At 63.0% G+C, this 22,716-nt stretch carries 22 protein-coding genes and 1 pseudogene; 15 read left to right on the forward strand and 8 right to left on the reverse strand.

The window, feature by feature from the left end:
• Window positions 1-296: 296 nt before the first annotated feature.
• Window positions 297-1,286, reverse strand: coding sequence for a sugar-binding transcriptional regulator (locus tag FQ755_RS05650; protein WP_222105715.1), 990 nt, complete (start codon window positions 1,284-1,286; stop codon window positions 297-299).
• Window positions 1,287-1,372: 86 nt separating this feature from the next.
• On the opposite strand from FQ755_RS05650, the gene FQ755_RS05655 reads away from it, so the two are divergent.
• The 5 genes from FQ755_RS05655 (at window position 1,373) to FQ755_RS05670 (ending at window position 4,501) form a co-directional block, all read left to right on the forward strand.
• On the forward strand, window positions 1,373-2,212 hold the full coding sequence (locus tag FQ755_RS05655) for a hypothetical protein (RefSeq protein ID WP_144151879.1): 840 nt from the start codon (window positions 1,373-1,375) through the stop codon (window positions 2,210-2,212).
• Window positions 2,213-2,246: 34 nt separating this feature from the next.
• On the forward strand, window positions 2,247-2,849 hold the full coding sequence (locus tag FQ755_RS05660; RefSeq protein WP_144151882.1) for a hypothetical protein: 603 nt from the start codon (window positions 2,247-2,249) through the stop codon (window positions 2,847-2,849).
• Window positions 2,850-3,082: 233 nt separating this feature from the next.
• Window positions 3,083-3,424, forward strand: a complete 342-nt coding sequence (locus FQ755_RS37990; RefSeq protein WP_260858340.1) for an SDR family NAD(P)-dependent oxidoreductase — start codon at window positions 3,083-3,085, stop codon at window positions 3,422-3,424.
• Window positions 3,412-3,777 (forward strand): hypothetical protein, encoded by a 366-nt coding sequence (locus FQ755_RS37995; RefSeq protein ID WP_260858342.1) that lies wholly within the window; start codon window positions 3,412-3,414, stop codon window positions 3,775-3,777. Before FQ755_RS37990 ends, FQ755_RS37995 begins: the two co-directional genes overlap by 13 nt.
• A 13-nt stretch (window positions 3,778-3,790) precedes the next feature.
• Window positions 3,791-4,501 (forward strand): GNAT family N-acetyltransferase, encoded by a 711-nt coding sequence (locus tag FQ755_RS05670; protein WP_144151884.1) that lies wholly within the window; start codon window positions 3,791-3,793, stop codon window positions 4,499-4,501.
• A 30-nt stretch (window positions 4,502-4,531) separates the two neighbouring features.
• Here the strand turns inward: FQ755_RS05670 and FQ755_RS05675 are convergent, their stop codons facing one another.
• Together FQ755_RS05675 and FQ755_RS05680 are read right to left on the reverse strand one after the other, a co-directional pair.
• On the reverse strand, window positions 4,532-5,119 hold the full coding sequence (locus FQ755_RS05675; RefSeq protein WP_144151887.1) for a hypothetical protein: 588 nt from the start codon (window positions 5,117-5,119) through the stop codon (window positions 4,532-4,534).
• Window positions 5,120-5,290: 171 nt separating this feature from the next.
• Window positions 5,291-5,851, reverse strand: a complete 561-nt coding sequence (locus tag FQ755_RS05680) for an SAM-dependent methyltransferase (protein ID WP_144151890.1) — start codon at window positions 5,849-5,851, stop codon at window positions 5,291-5,293.
• Window positions 5,852-5,989: 138 nt separating this feature from the next.
• Between FQ755_RS05680 and FQ755_RS05685 the strand changes: the two genes are divergently transcribed.
• The 3 genes from FQ755_RS05685 to FQ755_RS05695 all read left to right on the forward strand — a co-directional run bounded on the left by FQ755_RS05685 (window position 5,990) and on the right by FQ755_RS05695 (window position 10,052).
• Window positions 5,990-6,886, forward strand: a complete 897-nt coding sequence (locus tag FQ755_RS05685; RefSeq protein ID WP_144151893.1) for an SDR family oxidoreductase — start codon at window positions 5,990-5,992, stop codon at window positions 6,884-6,886.
• A 195-nt stretch (window positions 6,887-7,081) separates the two neighbouring features.
• Window positions 7,082-9,580, forward strand: coding sequence for a penicillin acylase family protein (locus FQ755_RS05690; protein WP_144151896.1), 2,499 nt, complete (start codon window positions 7,082-7,084; stop codon window positions 9,578-9,580).
• A 187-nt stretch (window positions 9,581-9,767) separates the two neighbouring features.
• Window positions 9,768-10,052: a hypothetical protein gene (locus tag FQ755_RS05695; RefSeq protein ID WP_144151899.1), complete on the forward strand. Its 285-nt coding sequence runs from the start codon at window positions 9,768-9,770 to the stop codon at window positions 10,050-10,052.
• A gap of 22 nt (window positions 10,053-10,074) precedes the next feature.
• Here the strand turns inward: FQ755_RS05695 and FQ755_RS05700 are convergent, their stop codons facing one another.
• Complete coding sequence (locus FQ755_RS05700) at window positions 10,075-10,782, reverse strand: YceH family protein (protein ID WP_144151902.1); 708 nt, start codon at window positions 10,780-10,782, stop codon at window positions 10,075-10,077.
• 245 nt (window positions 10,783-11,027) lie between these two features.
• Here FQ755_RS05700 and FQ755_RS05705 point away from each other — a divergent pair, with 245 nt between their 5' ends.
• Complete coding sequence (locus FQ755_RS05705; protein WP_144151905.1) at window positions 11,028-12,224, forward strand: aminotransferase class V-fold PLP-dependent enzyme; 1,197 nt, start codon at window positions 11,028-11,030, stop codon at window positions 12,222-12,224.
• A 56-nt stretch (window positions 12,225-12,280) separates the two neighbouring features.
• Window positions 12,281-12,775 (forward strand): cupin domain-containing protein, encoded by a 495-nt coding sequence (locus FQ755_RS05710; RefSeq protein WP_144151908.1) that lies wholly within the window; start codon window positions 12,281-12,283, stop codon window positions 12,773-12,775.
• 147 nt (window positions 12,776-12,922) lie between these two features.
• Here FQ755_RS05710 and FQ755_RS05715 read toward each other — a convergent pair whose 3' ends face one another.
• From FQ755_RS05715 to FQ755_RS05725, 3 genes are read right to left on the reverse strand one after another with little or no spacing between them, the layout of a single operon-like run.
• Window positions 12,923-13,507, reverse strand: a complete 585-nt coding sequence (locus FQ755_RS05715; protein WP_144151911.1) for a YceI family protein — start codon at window positions 13,505-13,507, stop codon at window positions 12,923-12,925.
• Between the two features lie 34 nt (window positions 13,508-13,541).
• Entirely contained in the window at window positions 13,542-14,102 is a 561-nt protein-coding gene (locus FQ755_RS05720) for a YceI family protein (protein WP_144151914.1), read from the reverse strand.
• Window positions 14,103-14,130: 28 nt separating this feature from the next.
• Window positions 14,131-14,685, reverse strand: coding sequence for a cytochrome b (locus FQ755_RS05725; RefSeq protein WP_144151917.1), 555 nt, complete (start codon window positions 14,683-14,685; stop codon window positions 14,131-14,133).
• Between the two features lie 303 nt (window positions 14,686-14,988).
• Here FQ755_RS05725 and FQ755_RS05730 point away from each other — a divergent pair, with 303 nt between their 5' ends.
• The 5 genes and pseudogenes from FQ755_RS05730 (at window position 14,989) to FQ755_RS05750 (ending at window position 21,770) form a co-directional block, all read left to right on the forward strand.
• Window positions 14,989-16,152, forward strand: coding sequence for a porin (locus FQ755_RS05730; RefSeq protein WP_144151920.1), 1,164 nt, complete (start codon window positions 14,989-14,991; stop codon window positions 16,150-16,152).
• A gap of 226 nt (window positions 16,153-16,378) precedes the next feature.
• Window positions 16,379-17,173, forward strand: coding sequence for a MipA/OmpV family protein (locus tag FQ755_RS05735; RefSeq protein ID WP_144151923.1), 795 nt, complete (start codon window positions 16,379-16,381; stop codon window positions 17,171-17,173).
• Window positions 17,174-17,363: 190 nt separating this feature from the next.
• Window positions 17,364-18,134 (forward strand): DUF4118 domain-containing protein, encoded by a 771-nt coding sequence (locus tag FQ755_RS05740; protein WP_144151926.1) that lies wholly within the window; start codon window positions 17,364-17,366, stop codon window positions 18,132-18,134.
• 54 nt (window positions 18,135-18,188) lie between these two features.
• A pseudogene (locus FQ755_RS05745) lies at window positions 18,189-19,016 on the forward strand (alpha/beta hydrolase).
• A gap of 222 nt (window positions 19,017-19,238) precedes the next feature.
• Window positions 19,239-21,770, forward strand: a complete 2,532-nt coding sequence (locus FQ755_RS05750) for a penicillin acylase family protein (protein ID WP_144151929.1) — start codon at window positions 19,239-19,241, stop codon at window positions 21,768-21,770.
• 37 nt (window positions 21,771-21,807) lie between these two features.
• Here the strand turns inward: FQ755_RS05750 and FQ755_RS05755 are convergent, their stop codons facing one another.
• Window positions 21,808-22,659 (reverse strand): hypothetical protein, encoded by an 852-nt coding sequence (locus FQ755_RS05755; RefSeq protein ID WP_144151947.1) that lies wholly within the window; start codon window positions 22,657-22,659, stop codon window positions 21,808-21,810.
• Between the last annotated feature and the right edge of the window lie 57 nt (window positions 22,660-22,716).

Genomic DNA, 22,716 nt, shown 5'->3' on the forward strand with positions numbered 1-22,716 from the left:
GCACTTTGTTCATTCCAGGTACAAGGTCGAGTTTGGGGGTCGAGGGTATTTCGGGGCTGGGATTTACCCGTATGCGAACGACGTGCGCGACGCGTTTGGGCCCGCGCATTGGGGGTTATCTGGAGGAATGGGCGGCTTTGCAGGAGAACGAAACGAATCAGCGGCGCGCGACGCGAGGCGAGGCGACTCGGCGACGGCGGAAAGACGGGGCGGGGGCGGGCGGAGCGGAGTGGCGCAGAGCGCGCCACCCGAAATGCGGCAGGAAGAGACTACGGATGACTACGAACGCGCGCGGTTCAGCCCGGTCCAGCCAGCTTGAGCACATCCTTGGCGGTGTACTCGTCGGTGATCAGCACGGTCGGCTTGACCATCGCCAGCGCGGCGGCGAGCGCCTGTACCTTGTTGGCGCCGCCGGCGGCCATCACGCGCACCGGCACTTTTTTGACGATCTCGAGCGGCACCGACATCACCCGTTCGTTGATCGGATGATCGACCATGCCGCCGTTTGCGTCGATGAAATTGAACAGCACGTCGCCCACCGCGCCAGCCTTCACCAGCGACGCACGGTCGGCGTTCGAGATGAATTTCGACAGGTGCGCGGTGGCATCCGCCCCCATGCCGGCCGCACCGAGCACGACCGCGTCGAGCGACTTCGCAAGTTCGAAAATATCGCCGAGGCCGCAGCGCTCGATCAGCGTTTGGCGCGTCTCGGCGCTATCCACCACTAGCGGCGCCGTCATCAGATAGCAGTCCGCCTGGAATAACGACGCAAAACGCCACGCGAATTCCGCCGGATTGAACTTGCGCGCTTTCATGATGCCGCCGAGCAGCGACACCACCGACAGGTTCTCGACGTTGCGCTCGTTCATGAAAGCCAGCGAGTTGACGAGGGTGCGTCCCCAGCCTACGCCGATGCTCATGTTCGGGCGCACCAGCGACGACACATAAGCGCCGGTTGCTGCGGCCACCGGTCCAGTGGCGTCGGCGCCGCGTGCCGAGAGCGGCACGACGATGGCTTCGTCGACACCGAAGCGGCTTTCGAGCAGACGCTCCGCCTCGACGCAGTCCGCAAGACGATCGCCGATGGTGATTTTCACCTCGTTACGCTCGCGCGCCGCCGCCAGCAGACGCACGACCGTCACGCGTCCGACCCCCAGTTTCAGGGCGATCTCGTTCTGCGTCATTTCCTCGACAAAATACATCCACGCGGCGCGCAAACGCAGGCGCCGGGCGGGATTTTGCTCGTCGTTCTCGGCGCTTTCGGTGACAACACTCGCTTTCTGCAACCTCGGCTCCTATGATGAAAAAAGTCGATCTGACTACTGAACACTTGTGCTATCTTAACTTCAAATGTTGCAACATTGAGACGCCCATGGAGTCAAAATCGCCCTTGCCGCAGCATCTGAGTCGCGATATTAGCCAGCTCGGGCTCGCGTTGCGCGATTGTGCGCGTCAACTCCGTTACGCGGCGCGCAATGTGCCTGGGCCGATTCGCAGCGACCGCCCGGTCGCGCCGCTGGCGTCGTCCGCAACACCACTCAAGCATTCCTCCTATTTGTCGCTGGAATCGGTCGCGCATCTTGCCGACGATCTGATTGAAACAGCCGAGTCGTTTGCGGGTCATGCGGTACCGACCCTGCAAGATCACTGGAAATCGCCGGTTCCGCTAGAGCCGCTCACCGCCTATCTCGAACTTTCGCGCGGTCCCGCGAAGACGCTGCGCAAATTCTCCATGGCGTATTACGCGGCGGCCAAACGCATGATCATGCAAAGCGGCGCAGCGGACGTGCTGATTTTCGAGCATCGTATTTGCGCGACGCTCGAACAGATGGGCGCCGCGTCATCGTCGCAACAGGTGGCGAACGTGATGGCCTCGCGCAGCGCGCTTTGCCGTGCCTGCGCACAACTCGCGTTGTCGTTAATCGAAATGCAGCCGATCCGCAGCACGCGCTTCGAAACGCTGCCGGACGCCAACGCGCCGTGGTGGCTCGTCACCGAACCGAACACCTATGTGTTCCTGATGCTGACGCTGATCTCTCTGGCAAAAGATACCTGCACCTCGGGCATCCCCAGCGAGCCGGATGCCGCCGTGCGGTTTTTCTCCGACGTGGTGGGCGCCCGCGAGGCGGCGTTCCGGCAGGCGCTCAAGGGTCCGGATCCGCATGATGCGTTGGCCCAGGAAATCGAATACGTCATCACGCATCTTTGCTGATGCCGTCACCGCGTGCTTCACGAGGAGTTGAGCGATGAGCCAACCGATCTGTAGTCTCGATGTTCAGGAACTACTGACGTGGAAGCGCGTGCGCAAGCTCACGCTATGCCGCCAGTTGCTGCAACGCTGCTGCGACGAATACGGCGAACGGCACTCGCTACAGATCCAGATCGACGATCGTCAATTCACCACGGCGTTTTTCGCGTGGATCGAAGTAGTGGAGCGCAACGCGGATTACCGCCAGCAGAATGCACCCGACTATTTTCAGTTTGTATTCGGCGTGCTGTTGCGCGATCTGCTGCGCGAAAAAGCCATTCACGTGAAGAAAGACGCGTCGACGCAACTGCGTCCATCACCGGGGAATATCGCCGACTGGTGGCCGACCGGCTACGTGCTGACGTACTTTTGCATCGGCACGCTCAAGGCGACGTTGCATGAACAATGCGCTATCGATATTCAGCCATCCGAATCAATCACGCAGCCGGCGGTATGGCAATCGTTCCGCGAAAACATGATTGAGGAACCGGGACTCGCGATCGCCTTCTTCGACAAGTTCATGGGGCTCGAACCGAACTGGCGCGAACCGACCCAGATCAATAACCGCCCGGCAGTGGCGGAGCGTACCGCGAAGATCTGATTGCGTAATCAGGTCGCGGCAGTATGGCGGCTGGTCTGGGCGGTCAAGTGCTTGCGCGCCTGCCGCAGGATGGACGCCGAAAGATCCGGGTCATTGACCATTGCAGTCCACGTACTCCGGGCGACGCTAACAACGTGTGTCGCATCGACTCCACCATTCAGCCGATAGCCAACTCGACCGACTCTTCGATTACCTGATCTTTCGACTCGAAGTGCTTGTAAAAGCCGCCATGTGTGAGCCCTGACGTCTCCGTCGAGCAGGGTGTGTCTGCGGTGCTCGAGCAGGCGGGCCGCCTCGACGTTCTCGTCAACAATGCGGGCATGGGTTCGGCGGGCGTCTCCGAAGCATTCACGGCGGATCAGGTCCGCGCGCTCTTCGAGGTGAACGTGTTCGGCGTCCAGCGGATGTTGCGGGCCGTATTGCCGTCGTTTCGGCGTCAGGGTGAAGGATTGGTCGTGAATGTGGGCTCGATCCTCGGCCGGGTGACCTTCCCTTTCTTCGGTCTCTATGGTGCGTCGAAGTTTGCCCTCGAAGCGTTGACGGAGAGTTATCGCTATGAAGAGTGTCGCAATTAGGCATCGACGTGGTGCTCGTCCAGCCGAGCAATTACCCGACGAATATTTTCGCGAGCGCGCAACTGCCTGAGGACACCGCACGCGCCGGCAGTTATGGGGAAATCGGCACAATTCCCGCAAAGATGGTAAAAACGCTGCTGGATCTGTTTCAGGGCGAAAATGCCCCGAACCCGCACGACGTCGCCGAAGCCATCGCCCAGATCGTCGCGCAGCCGCATGGCTCGCGCGCCCCGCGCACGGTTGTCGGTCAATCGTTCGGCACCGACGTTATCAACACCCAGGCCGCAGCCGTTCAAGAGCAACTCATCGAGGGTCTTGGATTGGGGCGACTCGCGGCGCCTCGCAACCGGTAAGCAGGAGATCAGGATGTCTGAAGCAGATGTACAGGCAAATGCGGTTGGAACGCATCCTCTCGACGCAGTGATCTGGAATGCGCTCACCACCCGGCAGCGCCGCTTCGCCGCCGTGGAGAGCAAAGCCGTGCGTTTTACGGGAGACATTGCGCCTTTCGGCGCGCTGGCCGATCTCAGCCAGGAAGCGTTCGCCGACTTGCGTTTGCTCATCGAAGCGCAAGGTCCCGCGGCGTTGGTCACGACCAGCGCGTTTGCGCTGCCAGCGGGATTCGCCGTGGTCAGGAGCGGCGCGCTGCTGCAAATGATCTGGCAAGGTGAACTGGAGCCGCAGAATGACTTCGAGCATGTCATCCTCACCGAGGCCGACACGCCGGAGATGCTTGCGCTCACCACGGCGACGCAGCCGGGTCCGTTTGGCCCGCGTACGGTCGAACTCGGCACTTACCTGGGTGTGCGTCGGGAAGGCAAACTGGCCGCGATGGCGGGCGAACGTCTGAGCTTCGACGGCTTCACCGAAATCAGCGCGGTCTGCACGGATCCGGCATTTCGCGGCAAAGGTTTTGCGGCCAGCCTGATGAAGCTGCTGATCTCGACCATCACCGCGCGGGGTGAAACGCCCTTCCTGCACGTTTTCTCGTCGAACGAGAATGCGATTCGCATTTACAGGGCGCTAGGCTTTGTCGACCGCCGCGAGATGCATCTTAACGTGCTGGGTGTGGCGTAAAGCCAGAGTGGGCGCCGCCGGGCCGCATCGTTATCCGCGCGCCCGGTTAATCGCACTCGTCGCCAGTTCCCGCGCGAGGTCCGCGTATAACTCGGCCCATTTGCCGAGCAGGGAATGGTCGTCGGTCAGAAACAGCGGGTGATCGGCCCATGCGCTGACGTGCGCGCCTTCCCAGGCCAGCTCGAATAGCCGCAGGTCTTCATCCTCGCTGACACCGCTTTCCACCAGCTCGCGGAATGACGCGACATGGTGAAGCGATACGTGATCGGGCGTGATGCTGTGGATTGCGGCCAGCGCGTCCGCCGCTTCCTTGCGCGCGGCCTCTCGGCTGGCGGCCATGAGGAATACGACGTTTTCGGCGTGCGCCTCGCCGAAAATCAGCCTGTATAAAGAGGTTTTGCAGCGTTGGCTTAATTGCGTGCCGGGTGTGGTCTCAATGGCCTGAGGCATTTCCCCGGCGCGCTGCATGGCCCATCCGGCCTGCATGGGCGCGCGGTAGCGCTGCTTGCGCCTGCGGTAGCTATCGCTAGACCAGTAGACGTATAACCCACACACCACCAAACAGGCTAGCGCCAGAATCCCGACGCCCGCGAGTACCGTCAAATCGGTGCGCACCATGTCAGGCTCCCCTCCAGTCCAGCGCGGGCGTGGTCTGCTTTGTCCCGCGCGTCTCCCGTCGATCATTACAACGCGTTTATTCTAGTCAGCAATCTATCCCGCTTTTGGACACTTCTCTACCCCGGGCTAGCCCTTACATGAACGGCCAGGCGGGGCCGCCGCCGCTGCTTGTCACGTCCCCTCACCGGCCTTGTGCGCGGGCCAAAAATACAATGCTGCGGCGCCGCGCAAGCCGGGGCCCTGGCGGCTTGCCGCGACCTCTCGTCCGCGAAACCAGAAAGTGAGCGACACCACAGCCGTGCCAGGCTTGAGCATGCCGTCGAGCAGCGCGGCCAGCTTCGGCATGGGTTTGATCATCAGATAACAGGTGACGGCGTGCGCGTCCTGCAAATCGCACACGTAGAAATTGGCGCGCCGCAAAGACACATTGGCGATGTTGCGGGTTCGCAAGCGTGCGACCCAATAAGGCAACGGCGACATTTCGATGCCGCGTATCTGCGCATCCGGAAACGCCTTCGCCAGCGCGATGACGAGCGAGCCCCAGCCGCTGCCCAGCTCGTACACGACGGCTTGTTGCGGCAGGCTCGCCTGCTTCAGTAGCGCGACCACATCGGCCGCTTCCGATTCGCTCGAAGGCATTGGCGGCACGCCCGTCACGATCTGAAACACCAGCAGCGACAGACACAGCACCGCGACAATCGATAGCGCGGCAAGCGAGGGGAGATCCAGCATAGGCAATGAATTTATCGTGTGGCGGCACGGAAGCCGCGAGGGTGTTAACTCTCATAACGGTATACGCTCCCGGCTTTTACTGCGTCTCGATGCGCACGAGAATGGGTTATCCGTTCCTAAACCCATGAGGAAAACAGTATGCGTATATTCGTAACGGGAGCCACGGGATTTGTCGGCGAGGCGGTCGTCCGCGAACTGCTCGCAGCCGGACATTCGGTCCTCGGCCTTGCGCGCAGCGACGCCGGCGCCGACACTTTGACACGGCTCGGGGCCGCGGTCCACCGGGGCGATCTGCTGGACACAGCCGGCCTCGCCGAGGGTGCCAAGGCCTGCGACGGCGTGATCCATCTGGCCTTCATCCACGACTTCTCCAGATTCAAGGAGAACTGCGAGATCGATCGCGGCGTCATCGCGGCGCTTGGCGGCGCGCTCGCGGGTTCCGACCGGCCTCTCGTCGTGACGTCCGGGACCGGTCTGCTTTCGTCCACTCGTATCGTGACCGAAGAAGACATGCCGCAGTCCGGCCCGAACGCCGTCCCCCGGATCGCGTCGGAAGAAGCCGCCGCGGCGTTGGTGGCGCGCGGCGTGAACGCGTCGATCATGCGCCTGCCGCCTACTGTCCACGGCGACGGTGACCACGGCTTCGTGCCCATGCTGATCGCCCTTGCGCGCGAAAAAGGTGTCTCGGCATATGTGGGCGAAGGGCTGAATCGCTGGCCTGCCGTGCATCGCTTCGACGCGGCGCAGGCCTTCCGCCTGGCATTGGAGAAGGGCGTAGCAGGCGCGCGTTATCACGCCGTGGCTGAAGAAGGCGTGGCGTTCCGCGATATCGCAAGCGTGATTGGCCAGCGTCTGAATGTGCCGGTGGTCAGCAAAAACGGTGCGGACGTGGCCGGGCATTTCGGCTGGTTCGCGCATTTCGCGGGCATGGACAACCTGGCTTCCAGTCAACGCACCCGGGAACTGCTGGGCTGGGAGCCGAAACAGATCGGGCTGATCGCCGATCTCGACCGGCCGCCTTATTTCGAAGGCTAAGCCGGCACCGTCCCAGCAGCCAGCCTGCGCCGCTGGGACGGCATCGTGAGGTACGGCGCGTGACATTCAGCGTCGGGGGATATACCAAAGCGCGCGCCCGCTGCCTTTGGTCATGGGCTCGTGATATGGTCTCTCGCCATCTCTCCGATTTGGCGCTGCTTGCCAAACCATCCCCACGACCTTTCATCCATCACGATGAATCGCCCTAACCTGTCCGTTGAACGTCCGCGCCCGATCCGCTCGCGACGCCGGCTATACGCACTCGCCGCATTCGCCGTTCCCGTCATCCTGATCGCGGCGGTCGCGGTTGCAGGCAGGCTCACCTTACGCGCGAGCCTGCCGCAACTGGACGGCACGCACGGCGTCCCTTCACTTTCCGCTCCGGTCACGATAGAACGCGACGCGCTCGGCGTCCCTACGCTACGCGGCAGCACGCGCGCGGACGTGGCCTACGCCACCGGCTTCGTGCACGCGCAGGACCGCTTCTTTCAGATGGACCTGCTGCGCCGCGTCGCCGCAGGCGAAATGTCGGCGCTGATCGGGCCAGCCGCCCTTCCTCTCGACCGCCGCAATCGCCCCCATCGCTTTCGCGACCGCGCCGCGCTGGCGTTCAACGGCCTGACCGCCGACCAGCGCTTGCTGATCGAACGCTATACGGCCGGCGTCAATGACGGACTCGACTCGCTGAAATCGCGTCCATTCGAATACTGGGTGTTAGGCACGCACCCGGCGGCGTGGCGACCGGAGGACACGCTGCTTGTCATCTACGCGATGTATCTCGACCTGCAGTCTCAAGAGGTCAGCCGGATTCTCTCGCGCGCGGCGCTGCGCGAACGCGTTCCCGCCGACCTGTTCGCATTCCTGCTGCCCACCTCCAGCCACTGGGACGCACCGTTCGATCTCGCGGCCTCACCCGCCGTGGCACTCGCCACGCCACCTGCCACGCGTCCCGACTGGTTGAGCGCCTCGCAATCCGCAAGCATCAACCTGTCCGGCACGCCACTCGCAGACAACAGCCTCATGGCTGACCACGCAATGATCGGCAGCAACGGCTGGGCCGTCGACGCTGCACACAGCGCGCATGGCGGCGCGCTCCTTGCCAGCGACATGCATCTGGGCCTGTCATTGCCGAATATCTGGTATCGGCTTTCGCTGACATGGCCAGGCGCGGACGGCAAGCCACGGCATGTGACGGGCGTGAGTCTGCCTGGCGGACCCATCGTGATCGCGGGCAGCAATGGCCAGGTCGCCTGGGGCTTCACCAACAGCTACGGCCGCTTCATCGACCTGATCGAATTGCAGCGCAATCCCGCCGATCCGCTGCAATACCGCGTAGCCGGCGGTGGTTGGCAACGCGCCACCGTTCATCACGAACGCATCGACGTCAAGGGTGGCGCGCCGGTGGATCTGCCCGTCATGGATACACAATGGGGTCCCGAGATCGTGGCGGGCTCGCATGCCTACGCGCTGCGCTGGGTCGCGCACGATCCGCAGGCGGTCAACGTCAACCTGCAGCATCTCGAAGACAGCACGAGCGTCGCGGACGCACTGCACGTCGCGCAAACCAGCGGCATTCCAACCCAAAACTTCATGGTGGCGGACGCGCACGGCAAGATCGGCTGGACGCTGGCCGGGCCGTTGCCACGTAGAAGCGACGCTGCAATTGCCTCGGGCAATGCCGTCGACGATTTGCCATTTGATTCGGATACCTATCGAAACTGGCAAGGTTATCTCGCGCCGGACGCGTATCCGTCGCGCATCGATCCGCCGCTTGGCCGCCTATGGACGGCGAACAACCACACGTTGCCCGCGTCCGAAGCAGCCTTGCTCGGCGACGCAGGGGCCGACGTCGGCGCGCGCGCCTCGCAGATCCGCGACGACCTGCTCGCTTTACCGCATGCCAGCGAGCACGACATGCTCGCCATCCAGACCGACGACCGCGCACTCTGGATCGACACCTGGCGTCGTCTCGCCCTCTCCGCGCTCGACGCCGACGCGCTGCGCGATCATCCCCAGCGCGCCGAATTCCAGCGCCTCGTGCTTGCCTGGAATGGCCGGGCCGATACGGACGCGGTCGGTTACCGGCTGGTGCGCGCGTTTTATTTCTCGCTTTACGACGGCTGGTTCGGCAAGCTCGACACGGACCTCGCCAGGACCCTAGGCAAAAACCCGGACATCCCGCCGCCCGATTTCCGCAGCGCCAGTTCGCGCTATGAGGTGGTGATGGAAGCGCTGGCGGCCCATCACGCCTGGGTGCCGGATGGCGTCGCCGACTGGCGCGCATTCATGCTCGAGCGGATCGACCACGCCATCGCACAACTACCGCCGGGCGTGAAACTCGCGGACGCGCATTGGGGCGAGCGCAATCGCGCGGCAATCGAGCATCCGTTCGCGCGCATCGTACCGGCCTGGCTGGCATCGGTACGCGGCTGGCTTAGCGCACCGGCCGATCCGCTGCCGGGTGACTTCAACATGCCGCGCGTGCAGGGTCCATCGTTTGGCGCATCCGAACGGATCGTCGTGTCGCCGGGGCGTGAGCAGAATGGCTTCCTCGAAATGCCGGGTGGACAATCAGGCCATCCGTTGTCGCCGTACTTCCTCGCGGGACATGAGGCGTGGGTACACGGCGACGCAACGCCGTTCTTGCCGGGGAAAACCGTGCATCAGCTTCAACTGTTGCCGCAGGCTCATTGAGCGGCGGCGCTTAACCAGGCGAATTTGGCTCGATGACAGTTCAGTGCTTCGTGATTACCCGCAAGAACAGCGAGAAGATAATGAGCACATGGCCTGGTGCGTGGGTTCTTCCAAAACCCGCAAGCGCGGCGTCCCACACACTGAGGCAAGTTAGACTTGCAAGCAGCACTACGAAGGAGACGGTTCGATGACACGCAAAACACTTAACGCATCGCAGCTACAGCAGGAGGTTAACCGCCGGCTGCATCGTGTGCATGAAATCGTCGAGGACGGCGTGAAGATTCGCGTACCCCGGCCGCATATTCAGGAGCCCGATGCAAGCGGCTGCAACTGGGACATGAAGCACTTCGGCAACGCGGCCGGTTTCGAGCGCGACATCGCGGCGGTGCTCAAGGCCGTGCGCGCCGAATACAACCTGAGCACCGAATCGAAAGAGACAGGCAACCCGTTCGGGGATTTTCCGGGCGACTGAACCGTGCTCGCATTGACATGCGTTATGGCTCGCGCGTGAACTTGCCGAGGTCGATGCCCAGTTCAGCCGCCATATGTTCGACGAGCGTTTGCAGGCGCGCCAGTTCCTCACCCTGGCGCTTCACCTGCGCGGTCAGCGCCTCGACGTCCGCCGAGGGAATGATGTCGTCCGCTGTGGCGCCACGCGCAGGCAGATCGCTCAGGCTAACCTCGCCGCATAGCAGATGCATCCAGCGACTTTCGCGCTCGCCGGGGGTGCGCGGCAACTTCACCACACGCGGCGGCTCGTGCGCGGCGAGTTCGTCGAGAAATACCTCGACCGACGAGATATCCGCGAAGTCATGCAGACGCGACGCATTGAGCCGCAATTCCGCGGCGGTCTGCGGGCCGCGCAGAATCAGCACGGTCAGCAGTGCAGCCGACTGGCTCGGAATGCGCAACACGCGATTCAGGTTGTGCTCGAAACGCGGCACCCGGCTGCTGCTGCCTTCGAGCACCAGGCTCAGGCGCTTCAGGCCATCGATCGCGGCAAGCACTTCGGCCTCGGTGACATTCATCACCGGCGCGCGTGCCGTCTTCTGGTTGCAGCCGGACGTAAGCGAGTTAAGCGAAAGCGGATAAGTGTCCGGCACGGTGTGCTGTTTTTCGACCAGCACACCCACCACGCGCGCCTCGACGGGCGTCAGGGAGCGCATGGGTGGGCGGGTCACAGCATCGGGGGTCGTGTTCATAAGTGACTTGGCTGCCGGCAGCGTCTGCGAGGCCGCCGTGATCATGCGCCTGGCGGGAATGCCGGGCGAAGACCCACATGATAATCAGATTACCTGTCGCCGCAAAACATGGCGCGGCCTGCGCGGATTGACCGTCTCGGCGACAATAGCCCACATGAGGACCGCAGGCCTGACGCGCCGCCTGCGAAAGCAACTCAAAAGCCGCAGCCCCATAACCCTGTCTGCCTCCTTGGAGCACTTAAGCCATGCCCGCCCCTCTTACCCCTGCCGCCGTGGATGCGCTGCGCGCCCAGACGCCGGGCGTGCAGCACACCACGCACTTCAACCACGCCGGTTCGTCCCTGCCGTCCACGACTACGCTCGAAGCGATGCGCGCTCATCTCTGGCTCGAAGCCACCATGGGCCCGATGGAAGCGGGCGTCGCCGCACGCGAGCAAACGGGCCAGGCGCGCACGCTCGCCGCGCGCCTGCTCGGCGCGCAGCCGTCGGAGATCGCGGTGACGACGGGCAACTCGTCGGCGTGGGGCGGCGCGTTCGCCGCTCTCGGCGCCTGGCGACCCGGCGAGCGGATCCTCGTGGGCCGCCACGAATGGGGCGGCAATCTCGCCACCATGTACCTGACGGCTGAGCGCGCGGGGGCGTCGATCGAAACGATTCCCTCCGATGAGAGCGGCGCCGTCGATCCGCAGGCGCTCGAAGCGATGCTCGACGAGCGCGTGCGCCTGATCGCGCTGACGTGGATGCCGGCCAACGGCGGCCTCATCAATCCGGCTGCGGCCATCGGACAGATCGCGCGCCGCCACGGCATTGCGTACTTCATCGACGGGGCGCAAAGCGTCGGGCAATTGCCCATCGACGTGACGCAAATCGGCTGCGACGTGCTGACCAGCGTAGGCCGCAAGGCGTTGCGCGGGCCGCGCGGAACCGGGCTGCTATATGTGCGGCAAGACTTTCTGCCACGGCTCACGCCCGCGTTCGTCGACACCCATTCGGCCCCGCTCGACGCCGACGGCGAAGCCGTGCTGCGCGACGACGCGACGCGCCTCGAACCCTCGGAACTGGCGCCGGCGCTGCGCTGCGGCCTGGCCAACGCGTTGCAGGAAGCATTGGACATCGGCCTTGAAAACATTCGTGCCCGTATCGACGCCGTGGCGCAGACCCTGCGTGCCGAACTTGCACGGATCGACGGCGTGAGCGTGCTCGATCAGGGCCGCGAACGTTCGGGGCTGGTGGCGTTCAACGTGGCGGGCTACGAAGCGGGCGCGGTGCAGCGCGCACTCGCCGCCCAAGGCGTGTCGATCGGCAGCAACGGCACGGCCTACACGCCGCTCGATATGAAAGCGCGCGGTCTCGACGCGGTGGCGCGCGCCTCCGTGAGCTATCTGACCACCGAAGCGGAAATCGACACGCTGCTTGACCGCCTGCGCGCACTCACGCGCTAACATCGGAGTTTCACCGCCGGCAGGCTCACAAGGCATGCCCATACAAGGAGACTTCGATGGAACGACCCGAGTTCATCCGCCACTGGAGCGAACTGGAAAATCCCGACGACGCCCATTACAAGGGCAGCACGGAACTCATGGGAATCGGCGCGCCGCTTGCAAGGAAGCTCGGCCTGCAGCGCATCGGCATTCACCATAGCCGTCTGCCGCCGGGCCGCCGCACGTCGTATCCGCACGCGGAAAGCGCGGAGGAGGAATTCGTGTTCGTGATCGAAGGCACGCCGGATGTGTGGATCGACGGCCATCTGCATCCGCTGAAACCGGGCGATTCCGTTGCGTTTCCGGCAGGCACCGGCATTTGCCATACCTTCATCAATAATACGGACCGGGACGTGCGGCTCCTGGTCGTCGGCGAAACCGACAAGCAGGAGAACCGCATTCGCTATCCGATGAACGAGGCGCACGAAGCCACCCGTCCGGATCGCTGGCTGGACTGGCCGGCGCGTCCGATGGGTCCGCATGACGGCAAGCCGTCGGGCGGCAAGGCTTAGGTTGGTGCACGCCGGATTCGTCGTTGCGGCACTGCCAATGAAAACGCCCCGGCCTTGATGAAAGGCCGGGGCGTCAATCGACGGTTCGAACGATCCTTCAAACCAGCAAGGTAAAGCCGCCCGCGCAACGCAGCGGCTCATTCTCGCTTACTGCTTTACACCTTCTGCCTGGATGTGCAGAACGGTTGCCATCTTGAAGCCATACGTCTTGCCGAAGTCGACGCCGAAGTCCGAACGGTCGAACGTCGCCGTCGATTCCGTGCCGCACACTTCGCGCTTGAGCATCGGGTTCTGGAAGCACTTGAACGACTCGATCTTCAGGTTCAGCGGCTTCGTCACGCCATGCAGCGTCAATTCGCCGATCACTTCGACCGGCACGTCACCCTTGAACTTCATCGACGTACCCTTGTAGACCGCCGTCGGGAACTGCGCGGCGTCGAAGAACTTCGGGCTCTTCAATTCCGTGTCGAGCGTGTCGTTGCCGATATCGACCGAAGTCATGTCGATGGTTGCTTCCAGCGAGCCCGTCTTCGCTTCACGATCGATCGTCACCGTGCCGGTGGCTTTGGTGAACTTGCCGCGCCAGATCGAAACTCCGCCGAAGTGGTCGGCCTCGAAGCTCGGCGAGGTGTGGGTCGGGTCGAGCGTGTAAGTCGTTTCAGCGGCCATTGCGCCAAACGATGCGCCGGCTGCGAGAGCCGCGACTGCCACAGCCAAAAGTTGCTTTTTCAAAGTAATTCTCCAGATGGGTTGTCAGTTGTACTGCTTATTTCCTGGCTACTACGATATGAAACTTGATGACCACCTCGTCGGCAACCACCGACGTGTCCTTCCATTCGCCCGTGCCGATATCGAACTGGCTGCGTTTGATCGGCAAGGTGCCGTCGAAGCTCTGGGTCGTACCTTGCTGGGTGACGGTGACCGGCACCGTAACGTTCTGCGACTTGCCCTTGATGGTCAGCGTGCCGCTCACCTTGAACTGATTGCCGCCCGCCGGCGCAATCGCGCTCGAAACGAAGGTCGCGTTCGGAAACTGCGCGGCGTCGAACCATTCCTTGCCGCGCACCTGATCGTTGTAGCTCGCGTCGCCAAGGTCGTAGCTCGCGGTGTCGATCGACAGTTTGGCGCTGCCTGCCGCCGGCTTGGCCGGATCGAAGTTGAGTTGCGCCGTGAACTTCCTGAACGTCCCGTCGACAGGCACGTTCATCTGCTTCGAAGTCGCAATCACGGTGCTCTTCGACGTATCGACCTGCGCATGCGCCGCGCCGATGAAGAGCGAGCTTGCCGCCGTCACGGCCAGCATCCAGCGGAGGAAAGGAGTTTTCATATCGGTCTCGACTGTCTTGAGCCTGGGGCTACTTGAGAAAAGGGATCATGCGTGCCAATAAGCCGTCGCGATCGATCAGCTGATGCTTCACCGCCGCCAGCACATGCGCGGTGACCAGCGCCAGCAAAGTGTAGTTCAGCCAGATGTGGATGGTCTTCAGCACGACCTTCAACGCAGTGTCCGGCCCGATGAGCGTCGGCAGCGGCACGAGGCCCAGATAGACCACCTGGATGCCGGCAGCCGAACTGTACAGATAGCCGGAGGCCGGAATCGCGAACATCAGCACGTACAGGATCACGTGCACTACTTCCGCCGCGAGCTTCTGCAGCGGCGCCATGCCCGGCGGCAATGCCGGCGCGCGATGTGTCAGACGCCAGGCGAGACGAATCACCGCGAGCGCGAACACGGTCACGCCAATCCACTTGTGCCACGAAAAGTACTTGAGCTTGGTGGGCGTGAAGCCGGGGATGTCGGTCATGATCCAGCCCAGATAAAAGCCGGACACGATCAGCAATGCGATCAGCCAGTGAAGGCTCATGGCGGTCGCGCTGTAGCGCTGCTTAAGCGGAAGAACTGTCGTCATCGTCGATTGTGCTGGCGTCTTGAGGGCAGTTCGTCCACACGGAGACGAACAGGACCGAGAAACCGATTCTAGGAGGGGACCCGTGCGCTGAATAGCGCATCGAAAGTGAACAGATTGTTGTACCAACGACGTTAATGGCCAGTTTGCCCGCTGCTTTTAGCGCGAACGGTGGCCGCAATGCGCAGCATCAATGCGGGCGTCAAGCCAGGCTTCAATGCGGATTAAGCGGGGACTTCACTTTATACAACGTTTTTATTTCCGAACCCGTAGCATCGCGTCTCCCGTCACATGGAGTTCAAAAGCATGAACAAGTCTTTGCTGGCATTCGCGCTGTCAGGCGCATTTGCATTGTCGGCGCACGCGCAAAGCAGCGTCACCCTGTATGGCGTGATCGATACGGGTCTCGTGTTTGCAAATAACCAGGGCGGTCATAACAGCTGGCAAGAAACCAGCGCGGCCACCGAGAATACCGTATACGGTTTGAAGGGTTCGGAAGACCTGGGTGGTGGCCTGCATGCCATCTTCAAGCTCGAAAACGGTTTCAACCTGAATAACGGCAGCCTCTTCAATGCGGGCGATGCGTTCGGCGAGCAGGCCTATGTCGGGCTGCAGACGGACCAGTTCGGCACCGCGCTGTTCGGCCGCCAGTTCGATACCGTCAACGACGTGCTCGGCCCAATCTCCTCGGCCGGCAGCAGCTACGGCGGCAACCTGTCCGCGCATCCGTTCAATAACGATAATCTCGCCGCGGACTCGATGAGCATCAACAACGCGGTGAAGTACACCAGCAACACCTATGGCGGCTTCACCGTGGAGGGCATGTACGCGTTCAGCAACAAGGCGGGCGGCTTCTCGAACAACCGCGCCTACGGCTTCGGCGCAACCTACGCGCGCGGCCCGCTGAACCTGGCTGCGGGCTATCTGCAACTTAACAATGCCGGCGGCGGTGTGAGCGGCACGAATCCGAACGGGGCAGTGGCGCTCGACGACGGCAGCGCCGACTTCGTCGCGCAACGTCAGCGCATCTGGGGCGCCGGCGGCAATTACGCGTTCGGCCCGGCAACGGTGGGCCTGCTGTGGACCCACTCGCAAATCGACAACATGTCTAACGTATTTGCCGGCGGCGACGGTTATGTGCCCGTGGGCGGCGGCCTGCGGCTCGACAACTACGAAGTGAACGCGCGCTACTCGCTGACGCCGAGCCTGAGCCTCGCCGGCGCCTACACGTTCACGGACGGTTCGTATGGCAATGGCGGCGCCAGCGCATCGCCGGAATGGAACGAGTTCACCCTGCAAACCGATTACACGCTAAGCAAGCGGACCGACGTCTACATTGAAGGCGTGTATCAGCACGTGCATGGCGCGGGCGCGGATTCGGTCCTCGGCGATGCGACGATCAATACCTTGTCGCCGTCCTCGACGGGAACCCAGGTGGCCGTGACGGTGGGCCTGCGTCACCAGTTCTAAGCCAGCTTGTGGGTCCAGGCCGCTGCGCCTGGAAAACGCGGGCCGCGCAACACGCGGCCCGTTTGCTTTCGGCAACGCGTGCAGGTTCGTTGCATATCCCTCATAATCACGCCCGCCCGGTCTTCCAGGCGTCGTCCGGGCTACTAAACGAGGCTTGAAACAGAGGACCCGCGCGTTCAAACCGCACCGTCCCGCCTCGAACATCTTCCTCCTCCGAACTGGCAATATGTTTTCGTCTCCCCCACTCGGCGCCGGCCTGATCGCGCTGGCCGGCTTGCTGGCGCCTGTTTCGTCGTTCGCGCAGCAGGCCGCGACCACGGCCGCGCCGGCGCCGGACTGGACCGTCACTGCCGGCGCCGAAGCACAGTGGGAACCGGCCTATCCGGGCGCGAACTTCATGCGGCTCCGACCGTTTCCGGCGTTCGACATCGAATACAAGAATCGCTTCTTCGCCAAAGAAGACATGCTGTTCGGCGTGTATTTCGTCAATAACGCCAACTGGAGCGCGGGCCTCGCGCTTCAATACGACTTCACCGAACGCGAGACCAGTGACGACACGCATCTGCGCGGGCTGCAAAACGTACCAGCCACTGCGCGCGCCAAGGCGTTTCTCAACTACACCTTATCGGCACTGACGCTCTCGACTTCCGCGGCTCAGGACATCGCCGGAAATCGCGAAGGGCTGGTAGTGGATAGCAATGCCTCCGTCACGCTGCCGGTCGGCAAAAAGTTGTATCTAACCGCCGGGCCGGGCGTCACGTGGACAAACGGGACCTATCAACAAACGTTTTTCGGCGTGACGCAAGCGCAAAGCACGGCTTCGGGCTTGCCGGTCTATGACGCACATGGCGGCGCGGCGACCGGCTACGTCACGGTCGAAGCGGATTATCTGCTCACTAAATCGTTGATCGTCACCGCCGAGATGAAATTCGCCCGCCTGTATGGCAACGCGGCGCAGAGCCCGATCACCCGGCGGATTCAGCAAAACACCGACACGCTCGCGCTGACGTACACGTTTTAAGGGCGCGCGACGGGTCGATTGTTGAGTACAACCAAACCTGTCGATCCCGTAAGACAACGAAACATTACAAAATCTCTATCCTGTAGCTTTTTTTTCACGGCGGTGCTAGAGAATCGCCGCCGCCGGGCATCGAATGCGTTACCATTGGCGCCCGTTCTGTAAACGAGCGTGCCAAGAAGCGCGCCTTGCTGTGAAAATTCAAAACGCCACACGATGGGCGCCGCGCGGTCCCCAAGCCTGGCTTGCCGCGTGCCTCGCTTTGGCGCTGGCGTGCGGGATACGCATATTACTCAGCCCATTCGTCGGGCCCGCCATGCCTGGAGCATTGTTCTGCGTTGCCGCCGCGCTCATCGAATATTTTTTTGGCCTGGCGCCGGCTTTAGCCGTGATGCTGATCGGTCTCGTGATCGCCGATTATCTGTTCGTGCCGCCTTACGCCAATTTCTCGGTCTTCGATCACAGTGACGTCATGCTGCTGATCTCGTACCCGTCCCTGACGATCTTCGTCATTTCGCTGATCGAGCGGCTGCGCCGTTCGCAATTCCGTGCCGAGCTGTTCGCATCGGTGGCGAAATCGCGCTATGAGATGCTGCTGCGTGCGGACAATAACCGCGCACTGCGACTTCGCACGATCGATGAAACGCACCGGCTGCTGCGCCATTTGCCGCATTACCACGACACCATCATTCTGATTCAGGCGCTCGACCGCAAGGCATCGTTGCGATCCGACGCGCAGCACGCCGCCGACAGCGCTCACACGTTGCCGCATACCAGCGCGCCCGGCAGCCGTTTTTCTTCGGTGCATCCTGCCGATATCGAACGTCTGCAAAACACGCTTTCACCGGGCAGCCATCGTTTGCGGGTCAAGAATGGTGAGCATTCCTATAAGTCCGTCGATTGCGTCGGCGAGCGTTTTACCACGCATGCCGGCGACTTTCTGGTCCTGCGAATCGAGGATTAAGCATTGGACCGACCCAGACACATCCTCCAGGAAGGCGGCGAGCACGCCGTGCTCATGCTGCACGGCCTGTCGAGTTCACCGCTGGAAATGCGCTTTCTTGCGCGTCACTTGAACAACGAAGGATTCACCGCGTTTGCGCCCGAACTGGATGGCTATAGCGCGGGGACGAGCGAACGCGACATGCACACATGGATCGACGCTGCCGTGCGCGAATTCGATGCGCTCGCCGAGCGGTATGCGCGCGTGTCGGTCTGCGGACTATCGGTGGGCGCGGCGCTGGCGCTCGCGGTGGTCGACCGGCGGCCGACGGCGCATGCGGTCACCCTCTTGTCCGTTACGCTTGCCTACGACGGCTGGGCGATACCGTAGTACCGCTTTCTGCTCGGCTGGGCCTATTACACGCCGCTGCGCAACCGCTGGCGGTATCGTGAGGCGTCGCCGTTCGGACTCCGTAATGAGGCATTGCGCGCCAAGATCGCCCGCGCCATGCAGCGCAACGGCATCAGCGAGGTGGGGCCGTCGACCATTTCGCTGCCCGCGCTGCGCGAGGCGAGCCGGCTGGCGGCACACGTGCGCACGAGGCTAGCCCATATCGCTACGGACTGCCTGGTGATTCACGCCATCGACGACGAAACGGCCAGTCCTCGCAACGCCCATTACGTGGCGTCGAAGATTGCTTCGCCGTTCCTGCGCACGATTTATCTGGACGACTCGTACCACATGATCACCTCGGACAACGAGCGCGAAATCGTGGCAGCGGAGACCGCCGCGTTCCTGCGCGAAAGTGAAGCCGCGCGCGGCATCGGCAGCGGCGCGGCATCGCAGGTCGTCTCCAGGGCGCTCGCGCGGCGCTTGAGGCAATTGGCGGCGTTGGGGAGTTAAAGCGACGCAGGCGCGCTCGGGCCGACAGGCGCGGCGAGTGCCGGAAGAGACAGAAATACACTGGTCACTTGTAATCGAGAATCATTCTCATTATCATGAGACCTATGTCGGAAGACCGACGCGCATCTTTCGCGGACGGTTGAAGACATCCGGTAGCTGCGGCATCGACGCGGCTTTCCTCGCGGCTAACGCCTCCCCACTCCCTGCACGGCACACCACTCCATGCGTCTGCTGCCTTTGCTTGTCCGCCATGCCCGTCTGCTGCTCGGGCTCCCTCTGGTTCTCAGCTTGCTCAGTTGCACGGCGCCTTCCGCGGACAACCCGCCGCGCGCCGATGCCACGACGCCCGCGTATCGGGTCGAAATCCGCCGCACCGCCCTGGGCATCCCGCATCTGAAAGCGAACGACTGGGGCAGTCTCGGCTACGGATACGGCTACGTGCAGGCACAGGACAACCTGTGCACGATGGCCGATGCTTTTGTGACCTACCGGGGCGAGCGCTCGCGCTTTTTCGGCGCGGATGCGAAGCCTGCCGGCGAAGCCACCTTCGGCCAGCCGTCCAACCTGGACGCCGATTTCTTCTTTCGCTTCGTCGACGACGATGCGGCCGTCACGCGCTACCGCAACGCCCAGACCGAGCCGATGCGCGCGCTGATCGACGGTTTCGCGGACGGCTACAACCGCTACGAGGACGAACTCGCTCACGGCGAATTCGCCGGCGCGCATGCGGCCTGCCGCTCGGCGCCGTGGGTCGGCAAGATTACTTCGGCGGATATCTATCGGCGGCTCTACGCGGCCAATCTCGCAGGCGGCGCGGCGCGGTTTGCTGCTGCGATTGCGACAGCCCAGCCGCCAGGCGCGGTCACGAAACCGGTTTCGGGCGCTTCGGGCGCTTCGGGCGCTTCGGGCGCTTCGGGCGCTTCGGGCGCTTCGGGCGCTTCGGTCGTTTCGGCCACGCAGCGGCTTTCGTCCGGCGTGGCAATGGCGTCCGTCGCGCCGCTCGCGCATTTCGGCGGCAACGAAGGCGTGGGCAGCAACGCCCTCGCGTTCGGTGCGGACGCGACTCACAACAGCAGTGCGCTGCTGCTTGGCAATCCGCATTGGTTCTGGAGCGGACCGGATCGCTTCTACCAGGCACAACTGACGATTCCCGGCAAGCTGGACGTCAGCGGTGTGTCGTTGCTCGGCGTTCCGGCCATCATGATCGGCTTCAATCACGATGTGGCATGGACGCATACGGTCTCCACTGCTGCGCGTTTCGGCCTGTTTCAGTTGACCCTGGCGGCAGGCTCGCCCACTTCGTATCAATACGATGGCCACGTGGAAGCCATGACGCCGACGCACGTCACCGTCCAGGTGCGTGCGGCGGATGGTTCGCTGAGTGCCGTCACGCGCACGTTGTACCGATCGCGCTTCGGTCCGTTGCTCAATCTGGGCTCGAAGTCGCCCGCACTGGCGTGGAATGACAAGCAGGCGTTCGCACTGCGCGATGTCAACGCCGACAATTTCCGCGTCTTCGAAAATTTCCTCGAATGGAATCAGGCGCGCTCACTCGACGATTTCATTCGCATCCAGAAACGCAATGCGGCGGTACCGTGGGTCAATACGCTCGCCATCGGCCGCGGCGATCCGCGCGTGTGGTACGCGGATATCGGCGCGGTGCCCGATGTCCCCGACAGCCTTGCGCAAAACTGCACGACGGCGCTTGGCAAGGCCTTTGCCCAATTCATTCCCGGCGTGCCCGTTCTCGACGGCGCGCGCAGCGATTGCGACTGGCGCACCGAGTCTGCTTCGGTGCAACCGCAGACACTGCCCGTCGCGCAAATGCCAGCTCTCTTGCGACGCGATTATGTCGGCAACTTCAACGGCAGTTTCTGGCTCGCCAATCCCGCCGAACCGCTCACGGGTTATGCCCATCTGATCGGCACCACCGACACCGCGCAGTCGCTGCGCACGCGCCTCGGTCACACGATTGCCGCCGAATTGCAGGCCGATCCCGCAGGCGTTTCCTCCAGCGCGCTGCAACGCGCGGCGCTGGACAGCCGCTCGATGTCGGCGGTCCTGTTCAAACAGGCGGTGCTCGATCGTCTGTGCGTGGGGGATTCTGATAGCGGCGACGATCTACGCAAGGCCTGCACCGTGCTCGCTGCCTGGAACGACACGGCCGACGCCGATGCACGCGGCGCCACCCTGTGGGACGAATTCTGGCAACGCCTCAAGGACATCCCCGCCGCACAGTTGTATGCCGTGCCGTTCGATCCGCAACGCCCATTGACGACACCCGCCGGCATCGCCGTCGACCGCGCCAGACTCGCGACGCTGATGCGGGCGGCGCTCGCCGCCTTGCACAACGCCGGCATTCCCATCGATGCACCGCGCAGCGAGGCGCTCTACGTGCAGCGCAATAACGAACGCATTCCGCTTTATGGCGGCTGCAGCGTGGGTGGATACTTTACGGCTGCCTGCGCGCTGCATCCTTTCGATAAAGGCGCGGATTCGATGAACGTGAATCCGAACGGCAACAGTTATCTGCAAGTCGTGCGGTTCGAGCACGGCGATGTCGAAGCGGACACGATGCTCGCCTCGTCGGAATCGGACGACCCCGCTTCACCGCATTACGCCGATGCGACGCGCGAGTACGCCAGCAAACACTGGCGCCGCGTGCCCTTTACCGAGGATGCGATTGCGGGCGATCCAGCACACGTGACCCAGGTGCTGGAAGTGCCCGCTTCGTCGAACGGGACGTCACATTAGATAGATTGAGCAGCGATCCGCGGCTAGCGGTTGCGCGTCAAAAATCCGCCGTCGATGCGCGACCTGCGATAGCCCGGCCGTCGCGGCCCGCCCAACCGAACGCGAGAACCCGCGTCAACGGTTGCGCGACCGCGGCGGCCGCGCAAATGGTGCCGGGCATCGGCAGATCGAGGATATGCCAGCGCATCGCGCCAACCGTATCAATCACAAAGCTGGCCGAATCCTGCTGCAATACGCATGCATCGGCGTTTAGCAAGGGCCTGCCGGCACCGCTGGTGAGACTGTCGTGACGCACACGGCTGCGCATCTCGACCGATGATCCATTGAGCCTCATTCGACGCGGCGCATTGGATGCATCGGCGTGGCCGTCCGCCGCGTTATCCGGCAGTGTGGGGACGCGCGTCGCGAGTCCGACTGAGGTCGTGCTGACGCCAATCACGATCCAGATTCCTGCATAAGCGATGGCGATTTCGACAGGTTGCCGCGCATCGTCCTGAGCAAGCCGTAGTTGACCGCGCTCATCCTCGCTCAGTTCGACCTCACCCGGCGCACAGCCGAGCATTTCCGCCAGAATTTCGCGCATCACCGCGCGGCCCACGGCGAAACGCTTGCCAAGCGCCGGATTGGGATGACTTTTGACGCGCGCCAGTTCGGCTTTGGAAAGGCGCGCGTATGCCTCGTCCTTCGATACCAGATGCCATTCCGGGCGAAAGCGCCACAGCAGCAACTCCCCGTCCTGCGGATAAGCGACGTCACCCGCGCACCGATACGTGAGGCTGCGAGGGATGAACTCGAAGGCGGGCGCGAGAGGCACCGCATGCTCCAGAACGGATGTACGGGACGGCACCGGCGTTTCGTCCGCGATTGCGCTTGAGGAATTGACCGACATGCAAAGGCTCTTTAGTGCGATGGGTGCATATAGATGACGCGGCACGCGTGCATCTGA

The organism is Paraburkholderia sp. BCC1885 (assembly GCF_900996235.1).
Classification (GTDB): Bacteria; Pseudomonadota; Gammaproteobacteria; order Burkholderiales; family Burkholderiaceae; genus Paraburkholderia.